The 24,561-nt window shown below is 73.5% G+C and carries 1 pseudogene; it reads right to left on the reverse strand.

What is annotated here, in order from left to right:
- Positions 1-150 precede the first annotated feature (150 nt).
- A pseudogene (locus ACYQ8Q_RS05175) lies at positions 151-24,558 on the reverse strand (type I polyketide synthase); the annotation flags it as partial.
- Positions 24,559-24,561: the final 3 nt, after the last annotated feature.

Consider the following 24,561-nt stretch of genomic DNA (forward strand, 5'->3'; position numbering starts at 1 on the left):
CGTCGCGTGGTCGTCCCCGCCGACCGCGGCGGCGCCGAGCGCCGCCTCCAGCCGGTCCAGTTCGACCAGGAGCGGCGCCGCCGGCACGGCCGCGCCCGGGCCCTCGCCCGCACCCGTGCCGGACGCCTCCGGCACGGTGATCCCCTCCAGCAGATGCGCCGCCAGCGCCGTCGGCGTCGGGTGGTCGAACACCGACGTCGCCGGAAGCCGCAGCCGGGTGACCGCGTTGAGCCGGTTGCGCAGTTCGACGGCGGTGAGCGAGTCGAAGCCCAGCTCCTTGAACGCCTGGTCCGGTTCGATCTCGTCCGCCGAGGCGTGGCCGAGGGTCGCCGCCGCCTGGGCACAGACGAGATCGACGAGGTACTGCTCCCGGTCGGCCGGCGCGAGCGCCGCCAGACGGGCCTGGAGATCCTCCCGCTCCGCGCCGACCCCGGCCGCCGTCCGCGCGGCCCGCCGCGCCGGGGCCCGCACCAGGCCGCGCAGCAACGGCGGTACGGCCTCGGCGTGCGCCCGCAGCGCCTGGAGGTCAAGGTTCACCGGCAGCAGCAGAGCCCGGTGGGCGGGGGCCGTGAAGGCCGTGAGCCCTGCGGAGTCGAGGAGTGCGAGCCCCTGTTCGGCGGTGAGCGGCCGCATACCGCCGCGGGCCATGCGGCGCAGGTCCGCCTCGGTCAGATCGGCGGTCATGCCCGCACCGGGCGCCCACGCACCCCACGCGAGGGACACCGCCGGGAGACCCGACGCACGGCGGCGGGCGGCGAACGCGTCCAGGAAGGCGTTCGCGGCCGCGTAGTTGGCCTGACCCGCGCTGCCGAACGTTCCGGCGACGGAGGAGAAGACCACGAAGGCGGACAGGTCGGCGTCGCGGGTCAGCTCGTGCAGATGCGTGACCGCGTCCGCCTTCGGCCGCATCACCGCGGCGAGTCGCTCCTCGGTCAGGGAGGACACCACACCGTCGTCGACGATGCCTGCCGTGTGCACCACGGCAGTCAGCTGACGTCCAGCCAGCACGACGGCCAACTGGTCACGATCGGCCACATCCAGGGCCGCCACCTCAACCTCGGCACCCAAGTCACTGAGCTCCGCCACGAGTTCGGGGGCACCCGGGGCGTCGAGTCCACGGCGGCCGGCCAGCAGCAGATGCCGTACACCGTGCTCGGTCACCAGATGACGGGCCACCAGCGCACCCAGACCACCCGTGCCACCGGTCACCAGGACGGTCCCCTGCGGGTCGAGCGGCGCCGGGACGGTGAGGACCACCTTGCCCACGTGCCGCGCCTGCGACAGGTGGCGGAACGCCTCGGGGGCCTGCCGTACGTCCCAGCAGGTGACCGGAAGGGGTTCGAGCACCCCCTCCTCGAACAGGGCGACCAGGTCGGACAGCATGTGCCCGATCCGCTCCGGACCGGCCTCCCACAGGTCGAAGGCCCGGTACATCACACCGGAATGCCCGGCCGCCACCGCCTCCGGGTCACGGACATCGGTCTTGCCCATCTCCAGGAACCGGCCGCCCCGCGGCAGCAGACGCAACGACGCGTCCACGAACTCACCCGCCAGCGAGTCCAGTACGACATCCACGCCCCTGCCGCCGGTCGCCGCGAGGAACGCACCCTCGAAAGCCAGGTCACGCGAGGAGGCGATGTGCCCCTCGTCCAGACCCAGCTCCCGCAGGGTGTCCCACTTGCCGGCACTCGCCGTACCGAACACCTCCGCACCCAGATGCCGCGCCAACTGCACGGCAGCCATCCCCACACCGCCCGCGGCCGCGTGCACCAGCACCGATTCGCCGGACCGCACAGCCCCCAGGTCGGTGAGCGCGTAGTACGCGGTCAGGAACACGATCGGCACCGACGCCGCCTCGGCGAACGACCAGCCCCGAGGCACCCGGGCCACCGTCCGCGCGTCCGCCACCGCCACCGGCCCGAAGGAACCGGGGAACATGCCGAACACCCGGTCACCGACGGCCAGCCCCGACACACCAGGACCGACCTCGGTCACCACACCCGCACCCTCGCCGCCCAGCAGGCCGGCTTCGCCCGGATACATACCGAGCGCGTTGAGGACGTCGCGGAAGTTGACGCCCGCCGCGCGTACGGCGATACGGACCTGTCCCTCCGTCAACTCCGCCGCGGCCTCGGGGAAGGGGATCAGGGCCAGGCTGTCCAGGGTGCCCTTCTCCACACTGTCCAGGTGCCAGGCCGGTGCAGCCGCCGGGAGCGGGAGTCCCTCCCCGGCCGGGACGCGGCCGAGGCGGGGCGCGTGCGGCACGCCGTCCCGCAGCGCGAGCTCCGGTTCGCCGGTGCCGAGGGCCTGGGCGAGCGCTGCGCGAGACGCTTCCGTACCGTCGGTGTCGAGCAGGGCGAACCGGTCGGGTGCCTCGGCGCGCGCGGCCCGCAGCAGGCCCCACACCGCGGCCAGGGCCGGATCGGGAGCCGTTCCGTCGAGGGCGACCGCCCCCTCGGTGACGATCACCAGGCGTGACTCCTCGAACCGCTCGTCGGCGAGCCAGGACCGTACGGCGTCCAGGACGCGACCGGTGACGGCACGGGCGGCGACCGCCGTGTCACCGTCCGCGCCGCTCAGGCCGCTGCCTGCGGCGAACAGCACGGTCGCGGGGACGGCGGCAGGCAGTTCGGCCAGGGTCGGATACGACGCCGCGCCGGGTACGGGACCGACGGCGCCCACCGCCGCGAGGGCGCCCGCCGGGGACGCGTCCCGCTCGGGCGGCGACACCTTCGTCCAGTCCACCTGGAAGAGGCCGTCGCGGTGACCGTCGGCCTCGGCGCGAGCGGCGAGGTCGCCGGAGACCTGGCGCAGCAGCAGCGACTCGACGTCGGCGACCCTGCCGCCCGCCGGGTCGGCCAGCTGCAGGGCGACGGCTTCCGGACCGGCCTGCACCATCCGGACGCGCAGGGCCCGCGCGCCGGACGCACGCAACGACACCCCGTTCCAGGAGAACGGCAGCCTGCCCTGGCCGGCGTCGGCCAGTGACACGAACATCATCGCGTGCAGGGCGGAGTCCAGGAGCGCCGGGTGGAGACCGAAGTCGCCTGCGAGCCGATCGTGCTCGTCGGGCAGCCCGACCTCGGCGAAGACCTCCTCACCGCGCCGCCAGACCGCGCGCAGCCCCTGGAAGACCGCCCCGTAGGCGAATCCCGCCTCGGCGAAGCGGTCGTAGAAGCCCTCCATGGGGACGGCCTCGGCGTTCGGCGGGGGCCAGGCGGTCAGATCGGGGTCCGCGGTGTCGGGCGCCGGGTCGGCGGCCAGCGAGCCGCTGGCGTTCAGTGTCCACGGATCGGTGTCGAGGGCGTCCTCGGCGCGCGAGTACACCTCCACGGTGCGCGTGTCCGACTCGTCGGGCGCGCCCACCCTGACCTGGACGAGCCGTCCGGTGCGCTCGGGCACGATCAGCGGGGCGGCGATGGTCAGTTCGTCGACGCGGTCGTAGCCGAGCCGTCCGGCGGCGCACAGGGCGAGTTCGAGGAATCCGGTGCCCGGGAAGAGGACCGTGCCGGACACGGCGTGGTCGCGCAGCCACGGATGCGACCGGAGGGAGAGCCGCCCGGTGAACAGCGCCTCCTCGCTGCCGGCCACGCGCACGGCGGCGCCGAGCAGCGGGTGTTCGGCCGAGCCGACGCCCGCCGAACCGAGATCGCCGAGGGTGACGCCGGTGAAGTCCGGCCAGTGACGGCGGCGTTGGAAGGCGTACGTCGGCAGGTTCGGGGTCGGGCCCCGGTCGGCGCCCGTGAAGGTGCCCCAGTCGGCGTGGGCGCCGTGCACGAACAGGGTGGCGAGGGCGGTGAGGGCGGACGGTGTCTCGGGCCGGTCCTTGCGCAGCACCGGCACGAGCACCGTGGCCTCGGTGTCGTCGAGGGAGGCCTGGGCGAGGGCGGTGAGGGTGCCGTCCGGGCCGAGTTCCACAAAGCGGCCGGCGCCCTGCCCGGCGAGTGTTTGGACGGCGTCGGCGAAACGCACCGGACGGCGCACATGGGCGACCCAGTAGTCCGCCGACATCAGCTCGTCCGAAGTCGCGCTCTCACCGGTCACCGTGGAGACCAGGGGCAGCTTCGGACGCTCGTACGACAGACTCTCCGCGACCTTGCGGAAGTCCGCCAGCATCGGCTCCATGAGCGGTGAGTGGAAGGCGTGACTGACCCGCAGTGGGGTGACCTTGCGGTCCTGGACGCGGAAGCGGTCGGCGACCTCCTCGACAGCTTGCACGGCACCGGCGATCACCAGCGCCCGGGGGCCGTTGACCGCCGCGATACCCACCTCGTCACCGAGGAGAGGCAGCACCTCGTCCTCGCCGGCCTGCAGGGCGACCATCGCGCCGCCGGACGGCAGGGCCTGCATCAGCCTGCCCCGCGCGACCACCAGACGGCACGCGTCCGCCAGCGACCACACCCCCGCCACATACGCGGCGGCGATCTCACCGATGGAGTGCCCGGCCAGCACGTCGGGGCGCAGGCCCCAGGACTCCAGCAGCCGGAACAGCGCCACTTCGAGAGCGAACAGGGCGGGCTGTGCGAACTCCGTGCGGTTCAGCAGCTCGGCATCCTCACCGAACACCACCTCCCGCAGACCGAAAGGCAGTTCCGCATCCACGGCATCGAAAGCGTCCGCGAAAACGGGATAGGAGTCATACAACTCCCGCCCCATGCCCAGGCGTTGCGAGCCCTGCCCGGCGAACAAAAACGCGGTGCGAGCGTCACGGCGTGCGGTGCCGGTCGCGGCGTTGGGTGCTTCCTCACCGGAAGCGACCGCCTCCAGCGCCCGCAGCAGCTGCGCACGGTCCGAACCCCAGACCACCGCCCGATGCTCGAACAACGACCGCGACCGCACCAGCGCCCCACCGACCTCGACGACACCCAACGTCTCGTCACCAGTCACGAACTGCGCCAGCCGACCCGCCTGGGCCCGCAGCGCCCCACCCGTACGGCCCGACACCACCCACGGCACCACACCACCATCAACCCGCTCGGGCCCCTGCTCCACCACAACCGGCGGCTCCTCCAGCACCACATGCGCATTCGTGCCACTCAGCCCGAACGACGACACACCGGCACGCCGCGTCCTTCCCTCCACACGCGGCCAGTCGGCACGATCGGTGAGCAGCTCCACCGCCCCCGCCGACCAGTCCACATGCGACGACGGCTCATCCACGTGCAAGGTCCGCGGCAGCACACCGTGCTGCAGAGCCAGCACCATCTTGATCACACCAGCCGCACCCGCCGCCGCCTGCGTGTGACCGATGTTCGACTTCACCGACCCCAGCCACAACGGCCGTTCACGATCCTGACCGTACGCCGCCAGGATCGCCTGCGCCTCGATCGGATCCCCCAGAGCCGTACCCGTCCCGTGCGCCTCCACCACGTCCACATCGCAAGACACCAGCCCGGCACCGGCCAGCGCCTGCCGGATCACCCGCTGCTGCGACGGACCGTTCGGCGCCGTCAGACCATTCGACGCACCATCCTGGTTCACCGCCGAACCGGCGACCACCGCCAACACCGGCCGCCCCGCAGCCCGCGCGTCCGACAACCGCTCCACCAGCACCAGACCCGCACCCTCGGAGAACCCGGCCCCATCAGCCCCGTCCGAGAACGCCTTGCACCGGCCATCCGCAGCAAGACCCCGCTGCCGACTGAAGTCCAGGAACAACCCCGGCGTCGACATCACCGTCACACCACCGGCCAACGCCAGATCACACTCACCCGCACGCAGGGCCTGCACCGCCAGATGCAGGGCGACCAGGGCGGCTGAACACGCCGTGTCCACCGTCACGGCGGGGCCCTCCAGGCCGAGCGTGTAGGACACCCGGCCGGAGACGATGCTCGCCGCGTTGCCGGTGCCGAGGTGGCCCCCGACGTCCTCGCCGGAGGCGACGAGGAGAGGGGTGTAGTCGTTGCCGTTGGTGCCGGCGAAGACGCCGGTGCGGGAGCCGCGCAGGGTCGTCGGGTCGATCCCGGCCCGCTCGAACGCCTCCCACGCCAGCTCCAGCAGCAACCGCTGCTGCGGATCCATCGCCAGCGCCTCCCGCGGCGAGATCCCGAAGAAGCCGGGGTCGAACGCGGCCATGTCCCGAAGGAATCCGCCTTCGCGGGCGGTGCAGGTGCCGGGGTGGTCGGGGTCGGGGTGGTAGAGGCCGTCGACGTCCCAGCCGCGGTCGGCCGGGAACGGTGCGATGGCGTCGGCGCCGTCGGCGAGCAGCCGCCAGTACTCCTCGGGCGTGTCGGCCCCGCCGGGGAAACGGCAGCTCATCGCGGTGATGACGATCGGGTCGTCGTCGGTGGCGGGCCGGGTGGCGGCTGACAGGCGGTCGTCCGCGGATCCCGTGCCGTCGGATGCCGTACCGAGTTCGCCGAGCAGCATCCGCGCCAGTTCGGCGCAGTTCGGGAAGTCGAAGACCAGTGTGGCCGGCAGCCGCAGCCCGGTGATCTTGTTCATGCCGTTGCGGAGTTCGACGGCGCTGAGCGAGTCGAAGCCGAGGTCGCTGAAGGCGCGGGTCGGCTCGACCGCCTCGGGCCCGGGGTAGCCGAGCACGGTGGCCACATAGCCGCGGACGACGTCGAGGACGGCGTCCGCCCGTTCGTCGGCGGGGAGGCCGGCGAGGTGGCGGCGGAGCGGGGGCTGGTCGGCGCCTCCGGCGTCGCCGCCGAAGGGCTCGCCCGCCGTCGGGCCGGAGGCGGTGGCGCGGGCCGGTGCGAGAACGCGCCGGGCGTCGGGCAGGTCGCGCAGGAGCGCGCTGGGCCGGGAGCCGGTGAAGGCGGGCGCGAACCGTTCCCAGCCGATGTCGGTCACCGCGAGGTAGGTCTCGCCGTGGTCGAGTGCCTGCTGGAGGGCCTGGCAGGCCAGTTCGGGCCGCATGTCGTACACGCCGTAGCGGCGCAGGCGGTCGCCGACCGCGCCGTCGCCCATGCCGCCGTCGGCCCAGTGTCCCCAGGCGACGGCCGTGGCGGGCAGGCCGAGGGAGCGGCGCTGCTGGGCGAGGGCGTCGAGGAAGGCGTTGCCGGGGGCGTAGTTGCCGAGGCCGGGTCCGCTGATCGTGCCGGAGGTGGAGGAGAACAGGACGAAGGCGGACAGGTCGAGCCCGGCGGTCAGTTCGTGCAGGTTGACCGCGGCGGTGGCCTTGGTACGCAGCACCGGATGCATACGGCCGGGGTCGAGTGCGTCGATGACACCGTCGTCGAGGGAGCCGGCGATGTGCAGCACGGCGTCGAGCGGGTGTTCCTCGGGGATCGAGCCGAGCAGCTCGCTCAGGGCGTCGCGGTCGGCGACGTCGCAGGCGGCGAGGGTGACGCGGCCGGCGCCGAGCGCGGTCAGTTCCGCGGACAGTTCGGCGGCGCCGGGCGCGTCGGCGCCCCGGCGGCTGGTGAGCAGCAGGTGGTCGGCGCCGAGGGAGGCGAGCCAGCGGGAGATGTGTCCGCCGACCGCGCCGGTGCCACCGGTGATCAGGACGGTGCCGCGGGGCCGCCAGGTCTCGCCGGGCGGTGTGGCGCCGTCGAGCGGGGCGCGCAGCAGGCGGCGGCCGTAGGTGCCGGAGGCGCGGACGGCGGTCTGGTCCTCGCCGTCGGGCCGGGCCAGCAGGGCGCACAGCCGGTCGCCCGCCCGGCGGTCCAGGGTGGCGGGCAGGTCGATCAGGCCGCCCCAGCGGTCGGAGTGCTCGAGGGCGGCGACCCTGCCGAAGCCCCAGACGAGGGCCTGTGGTGCGCTCAGCACGGTCTCGGAGGCGGTGAGGGCGACGGCGCCCCGGGTGGCGCACCACAGGGGTGCGCCGATGCCGAGGTCGCCGAGGGCCTGTACGAGTGTGAGCGTGCCGGCGAGCCCGGTGGGCACCGACGGGTGGTCGGGGCGCGGGGTCTCGTCCAGGGCGAGGAGCGAGAGCACTCCGCCGAGGTCGGCCGGTTCCAGGGCGGGTTCGTCGTCGGTGGCGTCGAGCGCGGCGGTCAGCAGGCCGGCCAGTCCCTCGCGGTCGGCGTCGGGTGCCGCGCCGTCGACGGTCACGGCCCGGACGGTGACGCCGTGGCCGGTCAGCGTCCGCCGGGTGGCGTCCGCCAGGGCGTGGCCGGTGGCGGGCAGGACGAGGAGCCAGGTGCCGGACGGGGGCGCGGCGGCGGTGTCCTGGGTGAGCGGGGTCCAGCCGACGGTGTAGCGCCAGCTGTCGACGGTGGACTGCTCCTTGCTGCTGCGCCGCCAGGCGGACAGCGCGGGCAGCACCTCGCGCAGCGGGGTGTCGCCGCCGAGGTCGAGGGTGGCGGCGAGGGAGGCGAGGTCCTCTTCCTCCACCGTCCGCCAGAAGCGGCTCTCCACCTCGTCGGAGGCCTGCGTGCCGTCCTCGGCGGCGGGCTCCGCGTCCCGCAGTTCGGGCCAGAACCGCAGCCGCTGGAAGGCGTAGGTCGGCAGGTCGACGCGGTCGGCGCCGGTTCCGGCGAAGACGCTGTGCCAGTCGACGGGGACGCCCTGGACGTGGGCTTCGGCGAGGGAGGTCAGGAAGCGGTCCAGGCCGCCCTGGTCGCGGCGGAGCGTGCCGAGCACGACGGCGTCGGCGCCGGTGTCGTCGATGGTGTCACGGAGGCCGAAGGCGACGACGGGGTGCGGTCCGACCTCGATGAAGGCGCGGTGTCCGGCGGCGAGCAGGCCGCGGATCGCGTCCTCGAAGCGGACGGTCTCCCGCAGGTTGGTGTACCAGTAGGCGGCGTCCGGGACGGTGTCCTCGTCCAGCCAGTCGCCGGTCACCGAGGAGCGGAACGGGATCTCGGCGGGCGTCGGCCGCAGTGCCGCGAGGACGTCGAGGACCTGCTCGCGGACGGGTTCGACGTGCGCGGAGTGGCTGCCGTAGTCCACGGCGACCTTGCGGGCCTGCACCCCGTCACCGGTCAGTGCGGTGAACAGGTCGTCCAGGGCGTCGGCGGCGCCGGAGACGACGACCGAGCCGGGGCCGTTGACGGCGGCCACGGCGAGCCGGTCGCCGTACGGTTCGAGCCGGGTGCGGACCTCGTCGGCGGGGAGCGGGACGGACATCATGCCGCCGTCGCCCGCGATGGCGGTGATGGCCTTGCTGCGCAGGGCGGCGACGCGGGCGCCGTCCTCCAGGGACAGGGCGCCGGCGACGACGGCCGCGGCGATCTCGCCCTGGCTGTGGCCGACGACGGCGGCGGGCTCGACGCCGTAGGAGCGCCAGAGATGGGCGAGGGAGACCATGACGGCCCACAGGACGGGCTGGACGACGTCCACCCGGTCGAGGTCGGGGGCGTCCGGGCCGCCGCGCAGGGCGGCCGTCAGCGACCAGTCGACGTAGGGCGCGAGCGCCTGCTCGCACTCGGCGATGCGGCGGGCGAACTCGGGTGCGGTGTCGAGGAGTTCGCGGCCCATGCCGGGCCACTGGGCGCCCTGGCCGGGGAAGACCAGCACGGGCCCGGTGCCGCGCCGGTCGACGCCGCGGACGGCCTCGCTGAGCATGCCGTCCTCGGCGAGGCCGCGCAGTCCGCGCACCAGGCCCTCTTCGTCGCCGGCGAGCACGACCGCCCGCTGTTCGAAGGCGGTGCGGGTGGTGGCCAGGGACAGGCCCAGGTCGGCGAGGCCGAGTCCGGGGTGCTCGCGCAGATGGGCGAGGAGCCGGCCGGCCTGGGCGCGGAGTCCGTCGGTGGTGCGGGCGGACAGGGGGACGGGGACCGCGACGGGGGCGGTCGTGTCCTCCTGCGGCGTCGCTGGCGTGTCGTGCTCCGCCACGTCGTCGGGGGCCTGCTCGATGATGACGTGCGCGTTGGTGCCGCTCATGCCGAACGAGGAGACGCCCGCGCGGCGCGGCCGGTCGGTCCGCGGCCACGGCACCGGGTCGTTGAGCAGCCGTACGGCGCCCGCGGACCAGTCGACCTCGGGGGTCGGGGTGTCGGCGTGCAGGGTCGCCGGGAGCAGGCCGTTGCGGAGGGCCATGACCATCTTGATCACGCCGCCGACGCCGGCCGCGGCCTGGGAGTGGCCGATGTTGGACTTCAGCGAGCCCAGCCACAGGGGGTGGTCCTCGGCGCGGTCCTGGCCGTAGACGGCGATCAGCGCCTGGGCCTCGATCGGGTCGCCCAGCGTCGTTCCGGTGCCGTGCGCCTCCACGGCGTCGATGTCGGCCGGAGCGAGCCCGCCGCCGGCCAGCGCGGCACGGATGACGCGTTGCTGCGAGGGCCCGTTGGGCGCGGTCAGTCCGTTGGAGGCGCCGTCCTGGTTGAGGGCGCTGCCCTGGACGACGGCGAGGACGGGGTGTCCGCCCCGCCGGGCGTCGGACAGCCGTTCGAGTACGACCATGCCGACGCCTTCGGCCCAGCTCGCTCCGTCGGCGTCCGCGGAGAACGGCTTGCAGCGGCCGTCCTCGGCGAGCGCCCGTTGCCGGCTGAACTCGATGAGGGAGCCCGGCGTCGACATGACGGTCACACCGCCGGCCAGGGCGAGATCGCACTCGCCCTGCCGCAGCGACTGCACCGCGAGGTGGAGGGCCACCAGGGACGAGGAGCAGGCGGTGTCGACGGACAGCGCCGGGCCCTCCAGGCCGAGGGCGTAGGCGATGCGGCCGGACAGGACGCTCGGCGAGTTGCCGGTGCCGATGTAGCCCTCGAAGCTCTCCTTGGCGGCGCCGAGGATGCCGATGTAGTCCTGGTAGGTGACGCCGGCGAAGACACCGGTGAGGCTGCCGCGCCGGGACGCCGGGTCGATGCCCGCCCGCTCCAGTGCCTCCCACGACGTCTCCAGCAGCAGCCGCTGCTGGGGGTCCATGGCCAGCGCCTCGCGCGGGGAGATGCCGAAGAAGCCGGGGTCGAACTGGCTGGCGTTGTGCAGGAAGCCGCCCTCGCGGGCGTAGCAGGTGCCCGGGTGGTCCGGGTCCGGGTGGTAGAGCGCGGCGAGGTCCCAGCCCCGGTCTGCCGGGAGCGGGGAGATGCCGTCACCGCGGTGCGCGACGAGGTCCCACAGTTCCTCGGGGCTGGTGATGCCGCCCGGGTAGCGGCAGGCCATGCCGACGACCACGATCGGATCGTCGTCGAGCCGGGTCCGCGAGGCCGCGGGCGCGGCCGCGTCCGCCCGGGTGCCGAACAGTTCCTCGTCGAGATGTGCGGCGAGCGCGAGCGGGGTCGGGTGGTCGAAGACCAGGGTGGCCGGCAGCAGGACGCCCAGATCCGCGCTGAGCCGGTTGCGCAGTTCCACCGCGGTGACGGAGGCGAAGCCGAGGTCCTTGAAGACGCGGGAGGGCTCCACCTCGTCGAGGTCGACGTAGTCGAGCACGGCGGCCACCTTGCGGCGCACCAGGTCCAGCAGCACGCGCCGGCGCTCGGCGGCGGACCGCCCGGCCAGCCGGTCCAGCAGGCTCGCCTCCCCGGCCTCGTCACCGGGGTCGGCGGCGCGACGGCGTCCGGGCCGCGCCGGGGCGGCGGGACGTGCGGGATCGGCGGCGTCACCGGCACCCGTGTGCGTACGGTCTCCCACGACGGCGGTGTCCGCACGGTCCCCCGCGGCCTCGGTCGCGGCCTCGGTCGCGGTGGCCGGGCCGGAGGCGGCGGGACGCAGCCGCAGCGACTCGACGGTGAGCACCGGCTGCCCGGAGGCGTCGGCGGCCCGGAGGGTCACCGCGTCCTCGCCGCACCGGGCCAGCCGGACGCGCAGGGTGGCGGCTCCTTCGGCGAGCAGGGACGCCCGCTGCCAGGCGAAGAGCAGGAGCCCCTCCCCCAGTCCTTCCGGCAGGCCGAGACCGAGCGGATGCAGCGCCGCGTCGAGCAGGGCCGGGTGCAGCCCGAAGCTCCGCGCCTGTTCGCGGGTCTCCGCGTCGAGGGCGACCTCGGCGTACACGTCGTCCCCGTGCCGCCATACGGCGGTGAGGGCGCGGAACGCCGGGCCGTACTCCAGACCGGCGTCGACCGCCAGCCGTTCGTACAGGTCGCCGACGGCGACCGGTTCAGCCCCGGCCGGGGGCCAGACGGCGAAGTCGGCTTCCCGGCCCGCCTGGGCGTCCCGCGGAGCGGCAGCGGAGCCGGCCGGGGCGAGCAGGCCGGCCGCGTGGCGGGTCCAGCCGGGACCGTCGGACTCCGGGGCGTCGGACCGTGGGTCGTCGGGTCGCGAGTAGACGGCGAGGGCACGGGTGCCCCGGGCATCCGGCTCTTCGATACGGACCTGGAGCCGGACCGCGCCCTGCTCGGGCACCGTCAGGGGCGCCTCCAGGGCGAGTTCGCGCACCTCGTCGCAGCCGACCTGGTCGCCCGCGCGGACGGCGAGTTCCAGGAAGGCGGCGCTGGGCATCACGGCGGCCCCGGCGAGTCGGTGGTCGGCCAGCCACGGGTGCGAGCGCAGCGACAGCCGTCCGGTCAGGACGACCGCGTCGCTGCCCGCGACCGGTACCACGGCGGCGAGCAGCGGATGACCGGTGGCGGCCAGCCCCAGCGCGGAGGCGTCGCCCGCGGCGACCGGCACCTCCAGCCAGTAGCGCCTGCGCTGGAAGGCGTAGGTGGGCAGAGAGACCCGCCGCGCCCCGGACAACGTCGGCAGGGCCTGCGTCCAGTCGACGTCGACGCCCTGGGTGAACAGGGCGGAGACGGCCGTGAGCAGGGTGTGCGGCTCGGGACGGTCGTGCCGCAGCACGGGCACCTGCGGACCGTCCGTGGTGGGCAGGCAGGACTGGGCGAGCGTGGTCAGGGTGCTGTCGGGGCCGAGTTCCACCCAGCGGGTGACGTTCAGCCCGGCGAGGGTGCGGACGCCGTCGGCGAAGCGGACCGCGTCGCGCACGTGCCGCACCCAGTACTCCGGGGAGGTGACCTCCTCGGCGGTGGCGGGGGCGCCGGTGACGTCGGAGACGAGGAGGATGTCCGGCGCGGCGTAGGTGACGCTCTCGGCGACGGCGCGGAAGCCGGCGAGCATCGGTTCCATCAGCGGGGAGTGGAAGGCGTGGCTGACCCGCAGCCGCCGGGTGCGCTTGCCGAGCGCCTCGACGGCCGCGGCGATCTCGCTCACCGCGTCCTCGGTGCCGGAGACCACCACGGACAGCGGTCCGTTGACGGCGGCGATACCTGCCTCGCCCTCCCGGCCCGCCAGCAGCGGCAGCACCTCAGCCTCCGACGCCTGGAGCGACACCATCGCCCCACCGGCCGGAAGCGCCTGCATCAGCCGACCGCGCGCCACCACCAGACGGCACGCGTCGGCCAGGGACCACACCCCCGCCACATGCGCGGCCGCCAACTCACCGATCGAATGACCGAGCACCACGTCCGGCCGCACACCCCACGACTCCAACAACCGGAACAGCGCCACTTCCAGCGCGAACAGCGCGGGCTGCGCGTACTCCGTCCGGTTCAGTACGTCCGTCTCGTCGCCGAACACGATCTCCCGCAACGGACGCGGGAGTTCGGTGTCCAGGTGCGCGCACACGGCGTCGAAGGCATCCGCGAACACCGGATACCCGTCGTACACCTCACGCCCCATGCCCAGGCGTTGCGATCCCTGACCGGCGAACAGGAACGCCGTACGGCCGTCCTGGAGCACGGAGCCGGTGACGGGGCCGGGGCCGGGGCCGGGGCCGGAACCCTCGGCCGGCTCACCGTCCGCGACCGTCCGCAGTGCGCGCAGCAGGTCCTCGCGGTCCCTGCCCCACACCACGGCCCGGTGCTCGAACGCCTCGCGGGAGCGGACGAGGGCAGCGGCCACCTCGACCGCCGTCGCCCCGGGACGGCCGGCGACATGGTCGGCCAGCCGCGAGGCCTGGGCCCGCAACGCGGCCCTGCTGCGACCGGAGACCACCCAGGGCAGCAGGGCGGCGGGCTCGGGCCGGGCACCGTTCACGTCGTCGTCGGTCGCGGCGGAGGGCTCCACGGGAGCCCGTCCCGCAAGGGCGAGTTGCTCCGGGGCGGGCTGTTCCAGGACGACGTGCGCGTTGGTTCCGGACACGCCGAACGCCGACACGCCGGCTCGCCGCGGCCGTCCCTCGGTCTGCGGCCACTCGGTGTTCTCGGTCAGCAGCCGCACCTTGCCCGCCGACCAGTCGACGTGGCTCGACGGCCGGTCGGCGTGCAGGGTGCGCGGCAGCAGGCCGTGGTTCATGGCCAGGACCGTCTTGATGACGCCGGCGACGCCCGCGGCGGCCTGGGTGTGGCCGATGTTGGACTTCAACGAGCCGAGCCACAGCGGCTGTTCGCGGTCCTGGCCATAGGCGGCGAGGAGGGCCTGGGCCTCGATCGGGTCGCCCAGTCTCGTGCCCGTGCCGTGCGCCTCCACGGCGTCGACATCGGCGGGCCGCAGCCCGGCTCCGGCCAGCGCCTGGCGGATGACCCGCTGCTGGGCGGGCCCGTTGGGGGCGGTCAGGCCGTTGCTTGCGCCGTCCTGGTTGACGGCGGAACCGGCCACCACGGCCAGCACCTGGTGCCCGTTGCGGCGGGCGTCGGAGAGCCGCTCCACGACGAGCACGCCCACGCCCTCGGCCCAGCCGGTGCCGTCGGCCTCGTCGGAGAACGCCTTGCACCGGCCGTCCGCCGCCAGCCCGCCCTGGGAACTGAACTCGACGAACGCCCCGGGGTCGGCCAGCACGGTCACACCGCCGACCAGCGCCAGGTCGCACTCGGCGGAGCGCAGCGACTGCGCCGCCAGGTGCAGCGCCACGAGGGAGGACGAGCAGGCGGTGTCCACGGTCACGGCGGGGCCCTCGAAGCCGAAGGTGTACGCGACGCGGCCGGAGACCACGCTGCCGGCGACACCCGTCAGCAGCTGTCCGCCGAGCCCCTCGGGCACCTCGCGGAGTCCGGCGCCGTAGCCGGAGCTGCCGGCGCCGACGAACACGCCGGTACGGCTGCCGTGCAGCGAGCCGGGCCTGATGTCCGCGTGTTCGAGGGCTTCCCAGGACGTCTCCAGCAGCAGCCGTTGCTGCGGGTCGACGGCGAGGGCCTCGCGGGGCGAGATGCCGAAGAAGGAGGGGTCGAACTGTCCGGCGTCGTAGAGGAATCCGCCCGCACGGGTGTGGCTGCGGCTCGGGCCGCCGTCCGGGGAGGAGGCGTTCAGGGCATCGAGGTCCCAGCCGCGGTCGGTGGGGAACGCGGAGATCGCGTCGGCGCCCTGGGTGACCAGCCGCCACAGGTCGTCCGGGCCCTCGACCTCGCCGGGCAGCCGGCAGGCCATGCCGACGATGACGACCGGGTCGTCCGTCGTGACCGCCAGGGCGGGCACGGGCGACAGCGCGTCGGTTCCGCGGTCGGCGGCGCCGTCGGCGAACAGTTCCTCTCGCAGGAGCCGTACCAGAGCCGTCGGCGTCGGATGATCGAAGACGAGGGTGCTGGGGAGCTTCAGGCCGGTCTCGGCGGCGAGCCGGTTGCGCAGCTCGACGGCCGTGAGGGAGTCGAAGCCCAGGTCCCGGAAGGACCGTGTGGCCTCCACCGCAGCGGCGTCGGCGTGGCCGAGCACCGCGGCGACAGCGGCGAGGACCGATTCCAGCAGGGCACGGTCGCGTTCGGCCGCGGGCAGTCCGGCGAGGCGGTCGCGCAGCCCCGAGCCGGCCGCTTCACCGGTGACGGCCGCGGGTGTGGTGAGGGTGGTGTGTGCCTCGGGGAGCCCGGCCAGCAGCGCGCTCGGGCGCACACTCGTGAACGCGGGAGCGAACCGCCCCCACTCCACATCCGCCACGACCACGACCGCGTCGTCGCCCCCCACGACCTGCCCCAGCGCCCGCACCGCCCGCTGCGGATCCAGCGCCACCAGACCCCGCCGCCGCAACGCCTCCACCGCACCCTCATCCGCAGCCATCCCCCCACCGGCCCACGGACCCCACGCCACCGACGTCCCCACCAACCCACGCGACCGACGCGCCTGCACCAACCCGTCCAACGCCGCATTCGCCGCCGCATACCCCGCCTGCCCCCCACTCCCCCACACCCCCGCGATCGAGGAGAACACCACAAACGCATCCAGCACACGATCGGCCAGCACCGCGTCCAGATGCACCGCACCCGCGACCTTGCCCGCCCACACCTCCGCCAGATCCCCCACCGACACCTCAGCCAACGGCACATTCACCACCGCACCCGCCGCATGCACCACCGCATCCACCGCACACCCGGCCAGCAACGCCTCCACCGCCCCACGATCAGCCACATCACACGCCTCCACACTCACCCGCGCCCCCGAAGCGATGAGCTCATCCCGCAGCTCCACCGCACCCGGCGCCCCAAGACCCCGACGACTCACCAGCACCACACGCTCAGCACCCTGAGCCACCACCCACCGCGCCACCCGCGCACCCAACGCACCCGTACCACCCGTCACCAACACCGTCCCCCGCGGACGCCACACCGACCCCCCACCACCCACAGCAGCACGCACCCGCTCCAAACGACGCCCGAACACCCCCGACGCCCGCACCGCCACCTGATCCTCAACACCCACACCCGCCACAACAGCCACCAGTCGGCCTGCGGTACGGCGGTCGATCGTGGCAGGGAGGTCGATCAGACCGCCCCATCGGCCGGAGGCCTCCAGGGCCGCCACCCGGCCCAGACCCCAGACCGCGCCTTGTGTAGCGTCCACGGCGCCGTCGGAACGGCCCACCGCCACCGCTCCCCGGGTCAGCGTCCACAGCGGAGCGCTCACCCCCGCGTCGCCCAGAGCCTGGACCAGCGCCAGCGAACCCGACACCCCGACCGGCACTCCGTCCTCGGAGACGTCTTCAGAGAGGGCGAGCAAGGACACCACTCCGCCGACCGGCGCCGTGCCTTCCAGCCTCGCGGCGAGCCGGGCCCGGTCCATGGTGGCCTCGTGGGCGACCCGCTCCACCTCGGCACCATGGGCCGACAGCGCGTCGAGCACCGACTGCGCCCAGGGGTCCACGGCGAGTCCGGCCGGCTCCACCACCAGCCAACGGCCCGACAGCCTCCCCGTGCCGGGGACGTCGGCCAGCGGCCGCCATCCGACCCGGTACCGGGAGCGGTCGACCTCGGCCTGTTCCTGGCTCTGCCGCCGCCAGGAGGTCAGCGCCGGCAGCACCGCCCCCACGACCTCCTCCCCCAGCTCCAACTCCCCCGCCAGAGCCCCCAGATCCTCCCGCTCGACCGCCTCCCAGAAACGGGCGTCGATCTCACCGCCCGTACCGGAGGTCTGTTCCGGACGCACGACATCCGGCCAGTACCGCCCGTGCTGGAAGGCATACGTCGGCAGCTCCACCCGGCCACCGGCAGGCACCAGGGCAGACCAGTCCACCTCCGCACCACCGGTGAAGGCAGCCGCCACGGCGGCCACCACCGCACCGGCCTCCACCCCGTTCCTGCGCAACACCGACACGAACACACGATCTCCGTCGGCAACACAGTCCTGGGCCAGCGTGGCGAGCGTGCCGTCGGGACCGAGTTCGAGGAAGCGGGTGACGGTCTGCTCGGCGAGGGTGGCCACGGCGTCCGCGAAGCGGACCGTGTGGCGGACGTGTTCCACCCAGTACTCCGGGGACATCAGCTCGTCGGCAACGGTCGCGCCGGTCACCGTGGAGACGACGGGAAGCTGCGGACGCCCGTAGGAGAGCTCTTCCGCGACCGCCCGGAAGTCGTCGAGCATCGGCTCCATCAGCGGGGAGTGGAAGGCGTGGCTCACCCGCAGCGCCGTGACCTTGCGGCCCTGATCACGGAAGTGCCCGGCGATCTCCTCGACCCACTCGACGGCACCCGAAACCACCACCGATTGCGGGCCGTTCACCGCCGCGATGCCCACCTCGTCACCGAGCAGCGGCAGCACCTCGTCCTCGGACGCCTGCACCGCGACCATGGCGCCCGCCTCGGGCAGCGCCTGCATCAGCCGGCCCCGCGCCACCACCAGACGGCACGCGTCGGCCAGGGACCACACTCCCGCCACATACGCCGCCGCGATCTCGCCGATCGAATGCCCGGCGAGCACGTCGGGGCGTACGCCCCACGACTCCAGCAGCCGGAACAACGCCACCTCAAGGGCGAAGAGCGCGGGCTGCGCGTACTCCGTACGATTCAGAAGCTCCGCATCCTGCCCGAACACAAGCTCGTACAGCGGCACTTCGAGTTCCGCGTCCACATGGGCGCACACGGCGTCGAAGGCATCCGCGAACACCGGATACTGCTCATACAACTCACGGCCCATACCCAGCCGTTGGGATCCCTGACCGGCGAACAGGAAAGCCGTACGGCCGCCTTCACCCACCTCGCCCGTCACCACCCCGGCAGCCGGCTCACCGGCCGCCACCGCACCCAGACCCGCCAGCAACTCCCCACGGTCCGCACCCCACACCACGGCCCGGTGCTCGAACACCGACCGCGACCGGACCAAAGACCCACCGACCCCCGCGACATCCAACACACCGGCACCGGCCACGAACTCCGCCAGCCGACCGGCCTGCGCCCGCAACGCGGCCCGACTACGCCCCGACACCACCCACGGAACCACCGGCGACACCGGCTCCTCGGTGCCGGGCGAGGCAGGAACCTCCTCAGCGACCGGCTGCTCCAGGACGACGTGCGCATTCGTACCGGACACACCGAACGCCGACACGCCTGCCCGTCGGGCACGCCCCGCCTCGGGCCACTCCCGCTCCTGCGTCAGCAGCTCCACCGCACCCGCCGACCAGTCCACGTGCGACGACGGCTCATCCACATGCAACGTGCGCGGCAGCACACCATGCTGCATCGCCAACACCATCTTGATCACACCCGCCACACCCGCAGCCGCCTGCGTGTGCCCGATGTTCGACTTCACCGACCCCAGCCACAACGGACGCTCACGACCCTGGCCATAGGTCGCGAGGAGCGCCTGCGCCTCGATCGGATCACCCAGAGCCGTGCCGGTGCCGTGGGCTTCCACCGCGTCCACATCCGCCGCCGACAACCCCGCACCCGCCAGCGCCGCCCGGATCACCCGCTGCTGCGACGGACCATTCGGCGCCGTCAGACCATTCGACGCACCATCCTGATTGACCGCACTGCCCCGCACCACCGCCAGCACCCGATGCCCGTTGCGCCGGGCATCCGACAACCGCTCCACCACCAGCACACCCACACCCTCACCCCAGCCGGTGCCGTCGGCCTCGTCGGAGAACGCCTTGCACCGACCGTCCACCGCAAGCCCCCGCTGCCGCGAGAACTCCACAAACGCACCCGGCGTCGACATCACCGTCACCCCACCGGCCAACGCCAGATCACACTCACCCGCACGCAACGCCTGTGCAGCCAGATGCAACGCCACCAACGACGACGAACACGCCGTATCCACCGTCACCGCCGGACCCTCCAGACCCAGCACATACGACACCCGCCCCGACAACACCGACGCCGCGTTGCCCGTGCCCACATGGCCCTCGAAATCCTCACCCGAAGCCAGCAGCAGACCCGTGTAATCCTGACCGTTCGTCCCCGCGAACACCCCCGTCCGACTCCCCCGCAACCCACCCGGAGCAATCCCCGCCCGCTCCAACGCCTCCCACGACGTCTCCAGCAGCAACCGCTGCTGCGGATCCGTCGCCAACGCCTCCCGCGGACTCATCCCGAAGAACCCCGCGTCGAACCCACCCACACCCTCCAGAAACGCACCCACGTCGACCAACGTGGTTCCGGGGCGCTCGCCCTCCGGGTCGAACAGGGTGGCCAGATCCCAACCCCGGTCGGCGGGGAACGGGCCCACCGCGTCGGCGCCCCCGGACAGCAGCCGCCACAGCCCCTCCGGATCCCGCACACCCCCCGGGAACCGGCACGCCATCCCGACGATCACCACCGGATCCTCGGCGACCACCACACCCCCTGCCGCCGGCACCACGGCCTCCGCACCGGGCGCATCGCCCAGCAACTGCTCCCGCACGTGCCGTGCGAGTGCCAGCGGCGTCGGATAGTCGAACACCGCCGTCGCGGCCAGGCCGGTGACACCCGTGAGGGCGGAGAGGCCGTTGCGGAGTTCGACCGCGGTGAGGGAGTCGACGCCCAGGTCACGGAAGGCACGCTCGGCCGGGACGGCGGCCGCCCCCGCGTAACCGAGCACGGCGGCGGCGCAGGACTGCACCGTCTCCAGCAGGACGCGGTCCTGTTCGGTGTGGGTGAGCCCGGCCAGCCGGCCGAGCAGCCCGGCCCGGTCGTCGATCGCGGTGCGCCCGGTGCCGGTGGCGGCGGCTTCCAGGGCCGCGTGTGCCTCGGGGAGCGAGGCGAGCAGCGGGTTCGGGCGGGTCAGGGTGAGAGCGGGGGCGAACTCCGCCCAGTCGAGGTCGGCGACGACGACGGCGGGTGTGTCGGACGCGACCGCGCGAGCGAGGACGTTCGTGGCGGCCTCGGCGTCCAGGGGGAGGACGCCGCCCCGGCGCATCCGTGCGGCGGAACGGGTCTCGTCCGCCATGCCGCCGTCGGCCCACGGACCCCAGGCGATCGACGTACCCGGGAGTCCGGCCGCCCGGCGTCGCTGGGCGAGCGTGTCGAGGAAGGCGTTGGCCGCGGCGTAGTTGCCCTGGCCCGCCGCTCCGATGCTTCCCGCGAAGGACGAGAAGAGGACGAAGGCGTCGAGGTCGCGGTCACGGGTCAGTTCGTCCAGATGCAACGCGCCCAGCGCCTTCGCCCGCAACACCGCCGCGAACCGCTCCGGCGTCAACGCGTCGATCACACCGTCGTCCAGCACACCCGCCGTATGCACCACCGCATCCACCGGATACTCCGCCAACACCCCCGCCAACGCCCCCCGATCGGACGCATCACACGCCACGACCGACACCCCCACCCCACCCGCGGCCAACTCGTCCCGCAACCCCACCGCACCCGGAGCGTCAAGACCCCGACGACTCACCAGCACCACACGCTCAGCACCCTGAGCCGCCACCCACCGCGCCACCCGCGCACCCAACGCACCCGTACCACCCGTCACCAACACCGTCCCCCGCGGACGCCACACCGACCCCCCACCACCCACAGCAGCACGCACCCGCTCCAAACGACGCCCGAACACCCCCGACGCGCGCACCGCCACCTGATCCTCGTCGGCGAGTCCGCCGGCGAGGACCGCGGCGAACCGGCCGGCCGCGCGGCGGTCCAGGACCTCGGGCAGGTCGATCAGACCACCCCACCGATCCGGATACTCCAGCGCCGCCACCCGGCCCAGACCCCACACCGCACCCTGCACCGGATCGGCCGGACCGTCCGAACGGCCCACCGACACACCCCCACGCGTCAGCACCCACACCCGGCCACCCACACCCGCGTCACCCACCGCCTGCACCACCGTGGCCACCACGCCGCACGCCTGTGCCGCGTCCGCGGCGGCGCCGGTGTGGAGGACGATCCCGGAGACTTCATCGGCGGAGAACGACGCCAACCGCGCTGCCACGGCGGCACGTTCGGGCGCGGCGGGCAGGTCGACCACGACGGGGTCCGCGCCGCGCGCGGCGAGCTCCGCCGTGATGGTGCCGGAGCCGGTGTCGGTGTCGGTGTCGTGTCCGGCGGCTTCGGGCCGGAGTACGAGCCAGCGGCCGGCGAGCGGCGTGGCGGTCGACGGCTCAAGCGGCTTCCAGTGTGCCCGGTAGAACCACCGGTCCGTGCGCGAGCGTTCCAGGCGACGCCGCCGCCAGGACGACAGGGCCGGGACGAGCCCGTTCAGGGACTCCTCGGCGAGGCCCAGTGAGTCGGCCAGGGAGCCGAGGTCACCCCGCTCGACGGCGTTCCAGAACTCCGTATCGGCGGCGCCACCGGTGCGCTGTTCGCCCTCGGCGCCGCTGGCTGCGACCGGGCGGCCCTGGTCGGCCAGCCAGTAACGCTGGTGCTGGAAGGCGTACGTGGGCAGTTCCACCCGGCTGCCGCCGGGCAGGACGGCATCCCAGGCGACCGTGGCGCCGTGGGCGTGGAGACGGGCGAGCGCCGTGACCGCTTCGGCGGCCTCGTCCCGGTCCCTGCGCAGGAGGGGTGTGAACAGGACGCCACCGGTGTCTCCGGCGGCGAGCGCCTCCGGGCAGTCCTGGGCCAGCGCGGTGAGGGTGCCGTCGGGGCCGACCTCGAGGTAACGGGTCGTGCCACGCGCGGCGAGGACGCGCACGGCGTCGGCGAAGCGGACCGCCTGGCGGACATGCCGCACCCAGTGGTCCGGGGAGCGCAGTTCCTCGGCGGTGGCGACCGTGCCCGTGAGGGTGGAGACGATGGGGAGGTTCGCTTCCGCGTACGCGAGGCCCTCGGCAACGGCGCGGAAGTCGTCGAGCATCGGCTCCATCAGCGGGGAGTGGAAGGCATGGCTCACCCGCAGCGCCGTGACCTTACGGCCCTGATCACGGAAGTGCCTGGCGATCTCCTCGACCGGCTCGGCGGCACCCGAAACCACCACGGACCGCGGCCCGTTGACCGCCGCGATGCCCACCTCGTCACCGAGCAGGGGCAGCACCTCGTCCTCGGACGCCTGCAGCGCGACCATCACGCCACCCGACGGCAGTGACTGCATCAGCCGGCCCCGCGCCACCACCAGACGGCACGCGTCCGCCAGCGACCACACCCCCGCCACATACGCCGCCGCGATCTCACCGATCGAATGACCGGAGAGAACGTCCGCGCGCACCCCCCACGACTCCAGCAGCCGGAACAACGCCACCTCAAGGGCGAAGAGCGCGGGCTGCGCGTACTCCGTACGGTTCAGCAGTTCCGCGTCCGCACCGAACACGATCTCGCGCAGACCGAACGGCAGCTCCGCGTCGACCGCGTCGAAGGCTTCGGCGAAGGCCGGGTACTCGTCGTAGAGTTCACGTCCCATGCCGAGCCGTTGGGAGCCCTGTCCCGCAAAAAGGAAGGCCGTACGGCCGTCCGGCTGGGCGGTGCCGGTGACGATGCCCTCGGATCGGTCACCGGCGGCGAAGGCGGTGAGCGCGTCGGCGAGCCGGGCGTGGTCGGAACCGATGACGGCGGCCCGGTACGGCAGTGCCGATCGGTGCGCGGCGAGCGACCAGGCGATGTCGAGGGGCTCGGCGCCGGGGTGTTCCCTCAGGTGCGCGAGGAGACGGGTGGCCTGGGCGGGCAGGGCTTCGGGGGTACGGGCGGACAGGACCCAGGGCAGCACCCGGGGGGCCTGGTGCGGCAGCGCGCGGGAAGCGGCGGCTACGGTGTCGCCGTCGGCGGGTGCTTCCAGGTTCTCGGGAGCTGCCAGGTTCTCGGGAGTTTCCTCCCGGGGTGCCTCCTCGAGGATGGCGTGGGCGTTGGTGCCGCTCACACCGAAGGCGGAGACTGCGGCGCGGCGCGGCCGGTCCTCTTCCCCGGCCCACTCCCGCTCCTGCGTCAGCAGCTCCACCGCACCGGACGACCAGTCCACGTGCGAGGACGGCTCATCCACATGCAACGTGCGCGGCAGCACACCATGCTGCATCGCCAACACCATCTTGATCACACCCGCCACACCCGCAGCCGCCTGCGTGTGCCCGATGTTCGACTTCACCGACCCCAGCCACAACGGACGCTCACGACCCTGGCCGTACGTCGCCAGCAGCGCCTGCGCCTCGATCGGATCACCCAGAGCCGTGCCCGTGCCGTGGGCTTCCACCGCGTCCACATCCGCCGCCGACAACCCCGCACCCGCCAACGCCGCCCGGATCACCCGCTGCTGCGACGGACCATTCGGCGCCGTCAGACCATTCGACGCACCATCCTGATTGACCGCACTGCCCCGCACCACCGCCAGCACCCGGTGACCATTGCGCCGGGCATCCGACAGCCGCTCCACCAGCAGCATGCCCACACCCTCGGACCACCCCGTACCGTCCGCACCCTCAGCAAACGCCTTGCACCGCCCATCCACCGCAAGCCCCCGCTGCCGCGAGAACTCCACGAACACCCCCGGCGTCGACATCACCGTCACCCCACCGGCCAACGCCAGATCACACTCACCCGCACGCAACGCCTGTGCAGCCAGATGCAACGCCACCAACGACGACGAACAGGCCGTATCAACCGTCACCGCGGGACCTTCGAGGCCGAGCACGTACGAGACGCGTCCGGAGACCACGGAGGTGGAGTTGCCGGTCAGCAGGTGGCCTCGTACGTCGTCGGGGATGTCGCCGAGGCCCGCGCCGTACTCCTGGTTGCTGCATCCGACGAAGACGCCGGCGCGGCCGCCCCGCGCGGACTCGGGGTCCACGCCCGCATGTTCGAACGCCTCCCAGGACGCCTCCAGCAGCAACCGCTGCTGGGGGTCCATGGCGACGGCCTCGCGCGGCGAGATCCCGAAGAACGCCGGGTCGAAGTCGCCGGCGTCGAGGACGAAGCCGCCTTCACGGGCGTAGCTGCCGTCCACCCGCCGGGCTTCCGGGTCGTACAGCGCCTCCGTGTCCCAACCGCGGTCCGTGGGCCATGGGGAGATGGCGTCGGCCCCGTCGGCCAGGAGCTGCCAGTAGTCCTCGGGGGACCGCACCCCGCCGGGGAACCGGCAGCTCATGCCGACGATCGCGATGGGCTCGTCCTCGCGGGCCTCCAGCTCCTGGAGCCGCCGACGTGTCTCGGCCAGGTCGGCGGTGACCCACTTGAGGTAGTCCCGGAGCTTGTCTTCATTCGCCATTGGAACTTGCCCCATACGTCGTATCGGTAGGAACGGTTCGGCCTGCTGTGACACGGG

This window comes from Streptomyces sp. YKOK-I1, assembly GCF_054660435.1.